Source organism: Actinotignum inguinis (assembly GCF_051265835.1).
Lineage (GTDB): Bacteria > Actinomycetota > Actinomycetes > Actinomycetales > Actinomycetaceae > Actinotignum > Actinotignum timonense.
In genome coordinates, this window is the sequence record NZ_JBOZDP010000003.1 from 128,153 (window position 1) to 141,881 (window position 13,729).

A 13,729-nucleotide genomic window follows, 5' to 3' on the forward strand; every position below is an offset into this window, starting at 1 on the left:
CCGTTAACGGTGCGACGGGGCGTCGATACGGTGCGACGGTGCGCCGCACCGTTACGGGTTCCTAGAACATGAAGGGGACGACGACGATCTTATAAATGAGCGCAATCGCGAAGGTGGTGGCGTAGCCGGTCATCACTCGGTTATCGGTGGTGCGCGAGGTGGCGTAGGACAGCACTGCCGGCTGGCCGAGCAGCCCGGCCACCGCACCCGAAGAACGGGTGGCGGAGGAACCGAGGATCCAGGCGGCCGCCATCATAACCCCGCATCCGACAATGCTCACCGCCGCGGCCAAGAGCAGCGATTTCAAGCCCACCATTGTGAAAACAGTGGAGGCGAAAGCCGAACCGGAGTTGAGGCCCACCGCCGCGAGGAAGAGCATGAGCCCGAACTGGCGCAGGGTGAGATTCGCAGGGCGCGGGAGCTGCCAGGGCACTCGGCCGGTGCGGTGCACCGCTCCGAGGATCAGCCCCACCACGAGCGGGCCGCCGGCCGCACCGAGGGAGAAAGCAGCGCCACCCGGAAGCGGGATTTCCACCAGTCCGAGGGCGAAGCCGAGGGCAAGACCGCCAGCTGCCGCCACCCAGTCCAGTTCCGAGGAGCTGGAGACCGAATCGCCGAAGTATTCTTCGAGTTCCTCGACCCGTGAGGTGGGTAGGGCGACTTCTACCACATCGCCCATTTCCAGGTAGGTATCCGGGGTGGCCAGGATTTCGTCGTCGGCACGGCGGATCACCGTCACTCGTGCTTCGAAGCGGCGGTAGAGCGGGAGGGACCCCACCGTGAGTCCGGCAATATCCCGATTGGATACCGTGAAACGGTGCACTGTCAGATACGGATCGGTCAGGCGCCGGTGGCGCATGCGGCTGCCCAGGCGTTCGATAGCTTCGGAAAGCGCGGCCCGGGAAGCGAAAATACGAACCCGGTCCCCCGGTTCCAGAGCGCGTTCCATATCGAGCACATGCCAGCGCCTGTTGCGCCGCATGGCTACGAATCGCACTTGCTGGCCGGCGATATCCCGCATCTGCTCCGCGGAAATTTCCCGGTCCACGTAGACGGTTGCCTGTTCCAATTCCACATCATCGGGGTCAAGCTGGTCGTTACGGGCTTTCCATTCCCGGTTAATGAAAATAGCGACCATGACAATGGCGAGTGTGACCCCGACCGGATAACCAATGGAATAGCCCACCGCCGGATTATCCGGATCGGTCATTTCCTGAGCAAGCGCAAGCGAGGGAGTAGAGGTAAGCGAGCCAGCGAAAACACCCACGGCGGTACCGCGAAGCAAACCGAGGAGCTCCCCCAGTCCCACCGCGGCTGCCGCCCCGGCCGTAATCGCAATAACCGACGCGAGCATGAGGCCCAACTGTTTGCGGATCTCCTGGAAGAATGTTTCCCCGGCTTCCAAGCCGATCATATAAACGAAAATTCCCAGGCCCAGATCTTGCAGCAGCACAAGAAGCGAAGTGGAGGGCGGAACCACCGCGCCAACGAGCAAACCGATGAAAAGCGCCCCCGCTGCCCCAAATTTCAGGGGACCAAAAGGGATCGCCCCGAAGGCGGCACCGAGCGCCACCACGATGAAAACAACGAGAACGGTATTGCTGGCGAGAATATCGAGCACAGTGCCACCTCGGAGTTGAAGACTGGTAGATCGTTACCTATTCTACCAATTCAGTGCACCGTGCCAGCACCTTAGTGCGCCGTGCTATCGCCTTAGCGCACCGCGACATCACGTCAGTGCCCCGTGCCGGCCCCGTTCTGCGTGGTGGGAGCTTCGTCGGGAGTGCCTTTGCCCATGATCTGGCGCGCCATGCCCGCTAGGTAGACCGAACCGAGGACCGCCACCACCGGCGTGGCGAGCTCCTCACCGGCCTCGGCCTCGGCCCATCCGGCAGCCTCGTCAATCGCGGCAAGCAGATCGCGCTCCACCCGCACCCGATCCTCCCCGAAGACCTCCCGCGCCAGCTGTGCCAGCTCCTCGGCGTCCATCGCCCGCTCACCGGGCATATCGGTGACCACAACGGCATCCAGTACCGGCTCGAACTGCCCGAGGGTTCCTTCCACGTCCTTATCTGCCATCATGGCGAGCACCCCAACACGCCGGCCGGGATAGTACTCTTCCAGCGCGGCGGCGGTATGCGCCGCGCCGTGGGGGTTGTGGGCCGCGTCCACGAGGACGGTGGGCGAGGTGCGCACCACTTCGAGACGTCCGGGCGAGGTCACGGCCATCAGAGCATGTTCGACGACGTCACCGGAAAGCGCGCGCCCGCCGAAGAATGCTTCAACCGCCGTGAGCGCGAGGGCCGCGTTCTCCGCCTGGTAGGAGCCGCGCAGCGCGAGGGGAATATCGTCGTAGCGGGCAGCGGGGGTACGCACCGTCATAAGCTGACCGCCTACCGCTGTCTCCCGCCCAAGCACCTCGATATCTTTCCCGTAAACGGATACGTGGGCGCGAGCCTGGTGGGCTGCCTGAGCGATAGCCGCAGCGGCGTCCTCGGGTTGGGCGGCGCTCACCACGCTGGCTCCGGGCTTAATAATCCCGACTTTCTCCCCCGCGATCTGCGCGATGGTGTGCCCGAGCCAGCGTTCGTGATCCAGGGCGATGGGGGTGAGGACGGCGACGTCGCCGTCGATCACATTGGTGGCATCCCACCGTCCCCCCATACCTACTTCAACCACGGCCACATCGATGGGTGCGGCAGCGAAAGCTACGTAGGCCATGACCACGAATACTTCGAAGAAGCTCATGCGCGGCCCGCCTTCCGCTTGGGAACGCTGGTCCACGAGTTCAACGAAAGGCGCGATATCTTCCCATGCCTGAATGAAATCCGCGCGGGAAATGTTATGCCCGTCGATGGCAATGCGTTCGCGTACCGAGACCAGGTGCGGGGAGGTGAAGCGCCCGGTGCGCAGGCCATGCTCGCGCAGCAGCGCTTCGATCATGCGCGCCGTCGAGGTTTTTCCGTTGGTGCCCGTCACGTGCACGCACCGGTAGGAATGGTGCGGGTTGCCAAGTAAATCCAGGCACATCTGGACGCGTTCGAGAGAAGGCTGCACCTTGTGTTCGGGAGCGCGGGTGAGGATATCCCGGTAGATGTCCTCAACTCGGGCTTCCTCAGCGGTAGTATCCGCTAGCTCGATAATGGGATCGGGTGATTCTTTGACCTCCCGGATAACGGCTTCGTCCCCAAAAAGCCCAGAGCTGAGGACCTCGGTGAGCGCCGCGTCAAGTTCGGCTTCCCGCACCTCCTCCGGATCCGGCGCTTCTTCCGGATCACGGGGCTCCTCCGCATCGGGAGCCTCGGAAGTTTCCTCCGGGCCAAAGTCCCCGGCCTGCTCCAGTTCCCCCTCGCGATAGTTCTGTGCGTCGTCGTACCCCGCACCGTTGCGGCCGGTGCCGTCGTGCTTCCCGTTATTCGTCCCCATACCTGCCCTTTCCACGGCACACCAGCATATACCACGGGGCCCACGGTGCGACTGGCGCTGCCAGCCCCGTGGGCCCCGTTCCCGGTCGTCTACCGGTGCCCGAGCAGATCCTCGGGCGACATATGTTTAGGACGCGGATTCTTCAGCGTTCTCCACCGAGGGGATGAGGGTGGAGAGCAGGAGCGCGATAATCACGAGGACCGCACCCACCGCGATTCCGGCCTGGTACCCGCCCACCACGTTCTCGGTGCCGCCCACGGCGGTAGCCACGGCGGTCAGGATCGCGAAGGAGAGCCCGGCGCCCAGGTTGAAAGCGCCGGCATTCATGCCCGGCAGGTAGCCCTGGTTATCGGCCGGGGAAAGCACAACGCCCAAGCCATTGAGCATGATATTGACGGTGCCGGCGTAGGTAATACCGATGGCCACGCACAGGAAGAAGATAAGCGACTTCGAGGGCGTCCCAACTCCAAAGACCGCAATCCCGAGGAAAATAACCGTGGAGAGCAGCCCCACCTGGAGCACCTTCTTGTAGCCGAAGCGCGAAGCGAGCTGCCCGGCAATCGGGCCCATAATGAGGCCGGCGATAGCGTAGGGCGTCAGTGTCACGAAGGAAACTGTTTCTGCAGGGAGTTCCAGGCCCCCGGCGCTGGCTTCCAACTGCGCCAGGTTCGGGATGAGGCCGTTCATGACCGCGAATACCCCCGTCATGGTGAAGAGGGTAGTGGACAGCAGCGCCCAGGTGCGCCGTTGCTTGAGATAGCGGGTAGCCACCAGCGGGTGGGCGCGCGAAGATTCGATCTTCCAGAAAATCACCGCGGATACGGCCGCTACCAAGATTTCCACACCGATGAGCCACCAGCGGGCATCCCCGAGCTTGCCCAATTCGTTGAAGGCGAAGTAGACGCAGCCGAAAACGATGAGCAGTGCGATAACGCCGGGCCAGTCCATCGGGGTGCGGTCACCCTGCGATTCGCGGGTGCCGAACATCGACGCTACGAAAGCGATGGCGCACACAACCGCCATGCACGCGAAAACGGAGCGGAAGCCCCAGTTACCGGCGAGCCATCCGCCCAGCAGGGCGTCCACCCCGGCGATACCGCCGTTGACGGAGGTCAGGATCGCCATGTACTTGGCGTAACGGCGCGGCTCGGGTACTTCCTGGTGCAGCATGACGAGGGTGAGGGGCACCATCGGCCCCGCCGTCCCCTGAATCACGCGCCCGATACCGAGGATGGTGACATTGGGCGCCAGTGCGGAAACCACACATCCGATCCCGGTGGCCAGGAGCATGCCCAGCAAAATCTTCTTGCGCCCGATCAGGTCACCCCAGCGCGGCAGGAAGAGGGAGAAGAGCGCGGCGGAGGCGAAGAACGCCGTTTGGGTCACGCCGATTTCCACGTCGGTCGCGTTTAGTTCCACGCTCATGGTGTGCAGGGCTGGGGAAAGCATGGAGGCGTTGAGCTGGAAAGCGAAGACCGCGCACAGTAGCGCGGCCATCAGCACGATAATATTCGTGCGCGAACCGGGTTGTGCCTGGCCGGCACGCGCGGGAACGGAAGATGCCATATTTTTTCTTTCTCACCGGGGAGGACGACGCTGCACCGTGGCAGCGCCGTCCTCCGTTCATAAAGGTTGGGTTGGGCGGGGCTTAGCCCCGTGATTAGCCCAGGTAGTGGTGTTCGCCCACGCGCTCCAGCGCATCGGCGATGAGATCCCAGAAACGCCCGTGATCGAGCCGGGTCGCAGCCCAGGTATGGCAATCTTCGGGAATGGGGCCGCGGAAATCAGCCACCGTCATCCCCACGGTGAGGGTGCCGGTGAGTTCCACATCGATGGGTACCTGCACCGTTTCCACGATGGTGGGGTCGATAAGGTAGGCCACGGCGCACGGATCGTGCACCGGCGGGTAATCGAAGCCCTGCGCGTCCTGGTAGGAGGCACGGAAGAAGTCCATGAGTTCGTGGACGAAGCGGGCCGGCTGGGTGCCCACCGCGTCAATCTTCGCGTAGGCTTCCGGGGTGCAGAGGGCCTGGTGGGTGAGATCGAGGCCCACCATAACCACCTTCCACGGCTCGTTGAAAACGATATGCGCCGCTTCCGGGTCGATCTTGATATTGAATTCGGCCACCGCGGACCAGTTTCCAACGTGGTAGCCCCCGCCCATGAGGACCACCTGCTTGACGCGCTCGGCAAGGCGCGGTTCCTTGCGTACCGCGAGCGCGATATTGGTGAGCGGCCCGGTGGGGACAAGGGTGACGGTGCCCGGTTCATGCGCCATAACAGTGTCAATAATGAGATCGACGGCGTGCCGGGAATCGAGCTCGATAGCCGGGGTAGGTAATTCTGTGCCGTCCAGACCGGTATCTCCGTGAATATCGGGGGCGACTTCCACCGGGCGTACCAGCGGGCGGTCGCATCCGGCCGCGAAAGGCACTCCCGTCATTTTCATAACGGTGCCCACGGCGAGGGCATTATTCGTAACTTTCTTCAGCGTTTGGTTGCCGCCCACCGTGGTGACGGCAAGCAGATCAATCTGCGGATTTGCCCACGCCAGCAGCATCGCAACGGCGTCGTCATGACCGGGATCGCAATCCAAAATGATTTTTTCCGGGGTGTGCTGTGTTGCCATGTTTCTCTCCACATCCTTGGGGAACTCCCGCGGAGTTCTACGTACTTTCATTAAAACATAGAAAGAACGGTTTCACCGCGAGCGTTCACAGCAGCACCGTAGGCACCGTCAGGATACTGGCGCTTCCGACGGCGCCGCCGTGCCCCGCACCAGTGCCGGCGGGAACAACCGCCCCTGGATCCCGTCCACTGCCAGACCGAAAACGAAACCAAGGAGCGCCGGCCCGGCCCAGGCCAAGCCTTCTTCCCCGAGCGGCACTATCGCCAGAAGCTCACCCACGGGGGCGAAAATATCCCATTCGGTCACAACCAAGCCGTCCAAGAGAGCGAAAGGCGCCGCGATCCAGGCGGAAGCCCGGTAGGCCCAGTGGAGGCGTCCGGGAACCGCAAGATCAACAAGCGTCACGAAAATAAGCACAATCGCAATGGGATAAATAAAGCGATTGATCGGGTTAATGAAATTGAGGATTCCTTCCAGCCCCAGCGTGGACATGGCAAAAGCGAACATTCCCTGCCCGATGAGGAGGGGACGGTAGGCCAGGCCCGGAAGGTAGCTGCGGTAGAACTGGGTGGCGGCACCCAGCAGGCCAATCGCCGTGGTCAAACACGCCAGGATTGTGATGGCACCGAAAATGAGCTGACCGCCCCGCCCGAAGAAACGCTCGGAGACGGCGGCTAAAGCATCCGCACCGTTGGCGAAGCCTTCGGTGGCCACCCGCACCCCGATCTGGGAGAGCCCCAGGTAGATCGCGGCAAGGATAAGGGCGGCAATGAGGGCTACTGCCGCCGCTCCCCCGAAGAGCGCCCCGCGAGAGGTGAATCCCTTGGCTCGCAACGATGACACAATCACCAGCCCGAAGACGAAGGCCGCCAGCGCGTCCATCGTCATATACCCGCTCAGCAGCCCGCCGGTGAGCGCATTGGGCGCATACGGTGCCTGCGGAAGCGAAACCTGGGGCGGCAGGTTGAACACCACCACCGTAATAAGAATCGTCATGAGGATCACGAGAGCGGGGGTGAGGATACCTCCCACTCGGTCCACCATTTTGCCCGGGTTGAGAGCCACGAGCACGGCCACCACGAAGAACACGGCGGAGAAAACGAGGAGGGCGGGGCGGGCTGCGGCGTCGTCGTGCATCACGGGGCGGACCGCAACCTCGAAACTCACCGCGGCCACTCGCGGCACCGCGTACAAAACGCCGGTGGTAATAAAAATCGCCCACAGCAGCGCGTGACCGGGGAAACGGCCGATACGGGTCGCAATATCTTGCGGGGTGCCGTCGCGGCTGGAGGTGGCGGCGATGAGGCCAATGGCGGGGAGAATCACCCCGGTGCCGATAAACCCGGCGATGGCCAGCGGAGTATTCGTGCCGGCTTGAATGCCGAGCATCACCGGGAAAATAAGATTTCCCGCCCCGAAGAACATGGCGAAGAGCGCCAAGCCAGTCACAGCGAGCGTGAGGACCCGCGAGTTTTTCATCCCTGAACCTTCGTGTGGATTGTGAGAACGGTGCCGGACCGCGGCGGAGACTATGGTGGTCCACCGCGGCCCATGCAAGGCACCCTACTCTAGAGGATCACGGCGCGCCGTTACAGAGCGCGCCGTGTGATACCGCGTTTTTAGCGCGCGACTTTCGTCACCTCAATGCCGAGCGGTGCGCCCGCAGCGCCCGCAGTGCCTTCCGCACCGTCCGCACCGTCCGTGCGCGCCGTCACCTGCGCCTGCACCGCGAGGGTTTCCTCCTGGATGAAAGGCAGGTAGCGGGTAACCGCATCGACGCGCTCGGCGGGCACCGTGAGCTTGAGGGAGATCCGGTCGGCCACGTGCAGCTGCGCGTTCTTGCGTTCGTCCTGCACAGCGCGCACGACGTCGCGTGCATAACCTTCGGCTTCCAGTTCCTCATCCACCTCGGTATCCAAGGCGATGAAGGACCCGGAATCGAGCGCCGCGGCCACCGAACCCGGGTCGGCTTCCACCGATACCGTGATCTCAAACTGACCGGGCGCCAGGCGCACCTCCGGGTCGGTATGAAGCACCGCGTCCGCACCGTCCTCGCTCCAGTTTCCGGCCTTGGCAGCCTGGAAGAGCGCGGAGGTCATCTTGCGCAGCTGGGGATCCAGTTCGCGCGGGAGGACCTTGAGGTCACGGCTTACCTTCGTTCCCGATTGCGCCACGTCCTTGAGTTCAACATTCTTGACGTTCACTTCCAGGGCGATGAGATCGGTGAAGGGGGCCAGGTCACGGTCGGTGACGATGGTGAGGGTGCGCAGCGGTTGGCGCACCCGCAACTGGTGGGTTTTGCGCAGCGAGTGCGCGACGGAGACAACAGCGCGCGCCTCGTCCATCGCTTCGCGCAGCGCATCGTCCTTCCAGGAATCGGGCAGTTCGGGCCAGTCTTCCAGGTGGACGGAGCGCCCGCCGGTCAGCCCCTTCCAGATCTCTTCGGTCACGAGCGGCGCGAGGGGCGCCATAACCCGCATGAGCACTTCGAGGGCCGTGTAGAGCGTATCGAAGGCGGCGTGGTCCTCATTCCAGAAGCGATCCCGGGAGGTGCGCACGTACCAGTTGGTCAGCACGTCCAGGAATCCGCGCACCCGGTCGCAGGCGGCCGGAATATCGTAGTTATCCAGGTCGGTGCGCACCTTATCGGCCAGGTCCTTAATACTGGCCAGCAGGTAGCGGTCCATCACATCCAGACCGGAGGGGTCGCTGATCGGCTGGGCGCGGTAGCCCTCCCCCTTCGAGCAGGTCGAAGCGTAAAGGGCGAAGAAGTAGTAGGCATTCCACAGCGGCAGCAGCACCTGGCGCACCGTATCGCGCAGGGCGCGTTCGGTCACGATGAGGTTCCCGCCTCGCACAATCGGCGAATTCATGAGGAAGAAACGCATCGCATCCGCGCCGACCTCGTCGAACATCTCGTAGACATCCGGGTAGTTACGCAGCGATTTCGACATCTTCTGGCCGTCATCCCCCAATACGATGCCGTGGGAGATACAGGTGCGGAAAGCCGGGCGGTCGAAGAGCGCGGTGGCCAATACATGGAGGGTGTAGAACCACCCGCGGGTCTGGCCAATGTACTCAACGATGAAGTCCCCCGGGTAGTGGTCCTCAAACCAGTCCTTATTTTCGAAGGGATAGTGGACCTGGGCGTAGGGCATGGAGCCGGATTCAAACCAGCAGTCCAAAACATCGGTAATGCGCCGCATGGTGGACTTGCCGGTGGGATCGTCCGGGTTGGGGCGGGTCAGCTCATCGATATAGGGGCGGTGGAGATCCACCTCGCCCTTCTCGTTGCGCGGCAGGCGCCCGAAATCACGCTCGAGTTCTTCCAGGGAACCGTACACGTCTTCGCGCGGATAGTTGGGGTCATCGGAACGCCACACCGGGATGGGGCTGCCCCAGAAGCGGTTGCGGGAAATGGACCAGTCGCGCGCCCCGGCCAGCCAGTTGCCGAATTGGCCGTGCTTGATATGCGCCGGGGTCCATTCGATCTGCTCGTTGAGCTCGACCATGCGATCCCGGAAGGCACTTACCCGCACGAACCACGAGGAAACCGCCTTGTAGATGAGCGGTTTGCGGCAGCGCCAGCAATGCGGGTAGGAGTGCAGGTAGGAGCGTTCTTGGACCAGCACGGCGCGCTCGTTTTCCGGGCGGCGTGCCAGCGGCCCGGTTCCCTCGCGCAGATCGCGGGTGATGGGCAGATTCGCATCAAAAACCTGGGTGCCTTCGTAATCGGGCACCTCGGAGGTGAAACGCCCGGCGCCGTCCACCGGCACCACGGGGCGGATCCCGACTTCCTGGCAGGCGAACATATCGTCTTCACCGAAGGCGGGGGCGATATGAACCAGCCCGGTACCGTCTTCGGTAGTCACGAAGTTCCCGGCAATAACGTGGTAGGCATGCGGGCCGGGGGCTTCGTCCGCCGCCCGGTTCATGAAGTAATCGAAAATCGGGGCGTAGGCGCGTCCCACCAGCTGCGAGCCGGGGAAACGATCCACAACCTCCGGATCTTCACCCAGTTCTTTCACGTAGGATTCCAGGCGCGCGGCGGAAATAACCACCCGCTCGCCTTCCAGCTTGCCTTCGTGTGGAACCACGGTAAGGTACTCAATATCCGGGCCCACCGCAATCGCCAAATTGGAGGGAAGCGTCCAAGGCGTCGTCGTCCAAATAAGGGCAAGTTCGCCACTTTCCAGGCGCAGCCCCACGGTCAAGCTGAGGTCCTGCCGGTCCTTGTAGACGTCGTCATCCATCTTCAATTCGTGATTGGACAGCGGCGTTTCGTCATTCCAGCAGTAGGGCAGCACCCGATAGCCGTCGTAGGCCAGGCCCTTGTCGTACAGAGTCTTGAAGGCCCACAGCACCGATTCCATATAGGTGGTGTCCAGGGTCTTGTAATCGTGGGAAAAATCGACCCAGCGCGCCTGGCGGGTCACGTATTCTTCCCATTCCTTGGTGTAGCGCAGCACCGAGGAGCGGCAGGCCTCGTTGAAGGTGGCGATGCCCATGTCCTCGATCTCATCGGTGGAATCAATCCCGAGGATACGCTGGGCTTCCAGTTCGGCCGGCAGCCCGTGGGTGTCCCACCCGAAGCGGCGCTCGACCCGGCGCCCCCGCATGGTCTGGTAGCGCCCCACCACGTCCTTGACGTAACCGGTGAGAAGGTGACCGTAATGGGGCAGGCCGTTGGCGAACGGCGGGCCGTCGTAGAAAACGAATTCATTGGAGCCGTGCGGCCCGGATTCACGCTGCTCAACGGAGGACTGGAACGTATTGTCTTTCTTCCAGAAAGCGAGGGTGCCTTCTTCCATCTTCGGGAAGTTCGGGGAGGCGGGCACGCCGCCCTCGCGATGAAGCGGATACATATCCACGCGGTGTCTCCTCGTGTCTCAAACCTATTCGGAATGAGGACGACGCCGGATATCCGGTACCGCGGTACCACCTCATTTGCTACTCGCCGCACGCGTGGTACGGCGGGTAACCGCTTCATTAGGACGCTGACGGATCCACCCGCTCGGTTCTACTGGGCTGCGGGGCAGGGCCGCGCGGCTGTTCTTCCGAGAGCTCACCGGTGATTGCCGGGTCATAGCCAACGCCGCTCATTGTAGCCCTTCCGCGCGCGGGGCGCATCTAGCTTCCGGGTGGCGGGCGGACCGGTGGGTTTTGGGGCGACGGCGCAGCTCCGGCGGGTGGCTCGCGGGGCGGCGCAAGCGTTGCGGGCTCCGCCCCAGGCTCCGTGGCTGGCGGTACGCCGGGCCCCGTGCCAGGCTCCGTGGTGATGCGCGCCAGTTCGCGCATCTGCGGGGAATCCGCGTTTTCCAAATATTCCGAATGCTGGGAGAAGAAACCGCCGCGCCCGGAGAAATGATGCGCGGTGAAATCCGGGTCCTGGCGCGGATTGAAGCCGAGCGCGTCGGTATGCCCGCCCGACACCGCTCCCCCGCCCAACGCATTGACCACGTTAATAATGTCTTTCTTATTGGAAAGGACGTGATTGGAGGCGGCGCTTCCGACCCCGTGCGCCCCGGTATTCATATCCCATCCTTCGGCCACGACCCCGGGTGTTCCGTACACCACAAGAGTATCGACGACGCCGGGCCTAGCCCGCTCCGCGGCCGCTGAGGCCGTCACCGAACCGTAGGAATGCCCCAGCAGATTGATACGCGGGCGATCTTCCCCGCGGACCTGAGCAATTCCCTCGGCGAAGCGCGCTAGGCTGGCCCCGCCTTCCTGGGCCCGCGCCGGGGTGTAGAGGGAGGAATCCAGCGCGCTTTGCGGGGCGGCGTAATCAAACCAGGTCACCACCGCGGGGCTTCCCGTTTCCCCGCGAGCGGTGAGAATTTCCTGCTGGAGGGTAGTCAAGCGGCCGGCCGCTTCCATATGGGAATCAAGGGAATTCACCACATTGGTGGTCATTCCGCCCACCTCGATGGTGATAGACGAGGCGGTATCCACATTCCCTTGGGCTAGGGCCACCTGGATGGTGCGCAATTCTGCACCGGTTCCGGTGCGGGCCCGGTTCGGCCCGCGATACACGAGGAGCTGGCGCGGCTGGCCGGACTGGGCGGACTGGGCGGACTTGGCGGACTTGGCGGGGCCTGCCAGCGGAGAGAAACGCGGCGCGGGTGAGCGCGCCGGAGCTGCGCGCCCCGCGGACAGTCGCGCGGCGGGTGGCGACGAGTTCCGCTTCGAATCCTGGGGCGAAGCAGAGCGAACCGGGGCCGCGGAGATATGCTCGCGCCAATTGCGATCCAAGCCGCGCTGGGTGCGGATCATGACGTAAGCAGCCAGGTTGGCGGTGATAGTGGCATAACGCAGCTGGGCCGCACCAAGCTGGGCGGTGCGAATCTCCCGATCAGTTTTCCCTAAATTACCCTCAAGATCCGCCTGGGCGCTGGCGATCTCCGCGGAGAGCTCGGCCAGGATCGGATCGTAGTAGGCGCGGGCCATCTCTTCGTCATGGCGGGCAACGGCAATATTGGCGCGGTCCCGCACCGCGTAGGGTATTCCGTCCAAATTTCCCAGATCCTGGGGGTAATGGGCGAGCACATAAGAGCGCTCGGCATCGCCCAGGGATGCCCACCATGCCTGCACATAGGTCGCGCTTTTCCCAACCGGCACCCGCCCGACCGAATGGTAGTGGTTGGTGCGAGCTTCCGGGGCTATCTGCCCGGCAGCCAGCTGCGTGAAAACCGTGTCCAGATAGCTGAGGGTATTATCGGCCGACCCGTAGGCTTCCTCTACCTCCGCCCGAATAAGGACCGCTACCTGGCGGCGTCCCCAATCCGCTACCCCGGTCGCATCCGCACCATCCAGTGGATCGATAACCTCACCGGTGGGGGTAATCTCCATTCCGGAAGCCGCCGCCCGGGAAAGTGCTTCGCTCACGGCCGTTTGGGTGCGGGTGATTTTATGCTGGGCCTCCCCGAGGGCCTGGATAAGGTGGTCAATATGATCGGTGTGCGCGGCAGCGCGCGCGGCCAGGGCCCGCACATCGGAGAGGAAGGCACGCGCCCCGTAGCCTTCCCATGCACCCTTCAAGGAGCGCGCGGCTAGCTGGCGCAGTTGCCAGCTAGCTTCTTCACAGCGCCGGCGTACAGCCGCTACCTCACCGAGAACCGCACCGAGCAGGGACCCATTCCAGCCGCACAGTTGCCCCCACGTCACCCTGAGATCTTTCATCTTCCAACCCCTGCGATATCCAAACCAGAAATATTCGTGCCCGCAATGTCCAGAGCAGAAATATCCGCCCCGGCCGCGGTATCTGCCTCCTGGTAGATGCGCCAGGCCAGGGCGAGGGAGGCGGCTAGCTCATCGGCTCGGGCCGCGATATCGCGGGTGTGCCTATCCAGGGCCGCGCATCCCGCGCTCACGCTGGCCGGCGGCGGGGTGCCAGCCAATGCCGCCGCCACCGCTCCCGGCACGGTATTCACCCGCAGCGGAGCCAGCGCGGCACTCACGTCCGCGAGCGCGGCGCGCAGCTCCGCCGTTGCAGACTCCGTGATAAGAACACCATCCACCGTGACCTCCCCTTGTTCACTCCCGTTTCCTTTGCGCTGTCTACGTTTGACTTCTGTGCGCTGGCGCCGCTTACTTTCGTTAAGCAGGCGCCGCTTGTTTTCTGGGCGCCGGCTCCCCCTGCCAGACGCTTGAGCTGATGGTGCCAGGCAGGAA

Annotated in this window: 8 protein-coding genes; all 8 read right to left on the bottom strand. The window is 63.5% G+C overall.

Going from position 1 to position 13,729, the window contains the following annotated elements:
- Positions 1–61 precede the first annotated feature (61 nt).
- The gene (locus ACRQFC_RS03190) at positions 62–1,621 is read right to left on the bottom strand and encodes an aspartate:alanine exchanger family transporter (RefSeq protein ID WP_026428518.1); all 1,560 of its coding nucleotides are present in this window, start codon (positions 1,619–1,621) and stop codon (positions 62–64) included.
- Positions 1,622–1,734: 113 nt separating this feature from the next.
- Positions 1,735–3,426 carry a bifunctional folylpolyglutamate synthase/dihydrofolate synthase gene (locus ACRQFC_RS03195; RefSeq protein WP_284897180.1) on the bottom strand — a complete coding sequence of 564 codons (1,692 nt, stop codon included), beginning with the start codon at positions 3,424–3,426 and terminating at the stop codon, positions 1,735–1,737.
- A 126-nt stretch (positions 3,427–3,552) separates the two neighbouring features.
- Positions 3,553–4,992 (bottom strand): uridine transporter UriT, encoded by a 1,440-nt coding sequence (gene uriT, locus ACRQFC_RS03200; protein ID WP_410374500.1) that lies wholly within the window; start codon positions 4,990–4,992, stop codon positions 3,553–3,555.
- 94 nt (positions 4,993–5,086) lie between these two features.
- Entirely contained in the window at positions 5,087–6,055 is a 969-nt protein-coding gene (gene uriH / locus ACRQFC_RS03205; RefSeq protein WP_026428515.1) for a uridine-preferring nucleoside hydrolase UriH, read from the bottom strand.
- Between the two features lie 108 nt (positions 6,056–6,163).
- Complete coding sequence (gene brnQ, locus ACRQFC_RS03210) at positions 6,164–7,534, bottom strand: branched-chain amino acid transport system II carrier protein (RefSeq protein ID WP_284897182.1); 1,371 nt, start codon at positions 7,532–7,534, stop codon at positions 6,164–6,166.
- Between the two features lie 140 nt (positions 7,535–7,674).
- A complete protein-coding gene (gene ileS, locus ACRQFC_RS03215) occupies positions 7,675–10,920 on the bottom strand; it encodes an isoleucine--tRNA ligase (protein WP_284897210.1) in 3,246 nt (1,081 codons plus the stop codon).
- A 265-nt stretch (positions 10,921–11,185) separates the two neighbouring features.
- A complete protein-coding gene (locus ACRQFC_RS03220; protein ID WP_284897183.1) occupies positions 11,186–13,237 on the bottom strand; it encodes an alpha/beta hydrolase in 2,052 nt (683 codons plus the stop codon).
- Complete coding sequence (locus ACRQFC_RS03225; RefSeq protein ID WP_284897184.1) at positions 13,234–13,575, bottom strand: hypothetical protein; 342 nt, start codon at positions 13,573–13,575, stop codon at positions 13,234–13,236. Before ACRQFC_RS03225 ends, ACRQFC_RS03220 begins: the two co-directional genes overlap by 4 nt.
- Between the last annotated feature and the right edge of the window lie 154 nt (positions 13,576–13,729).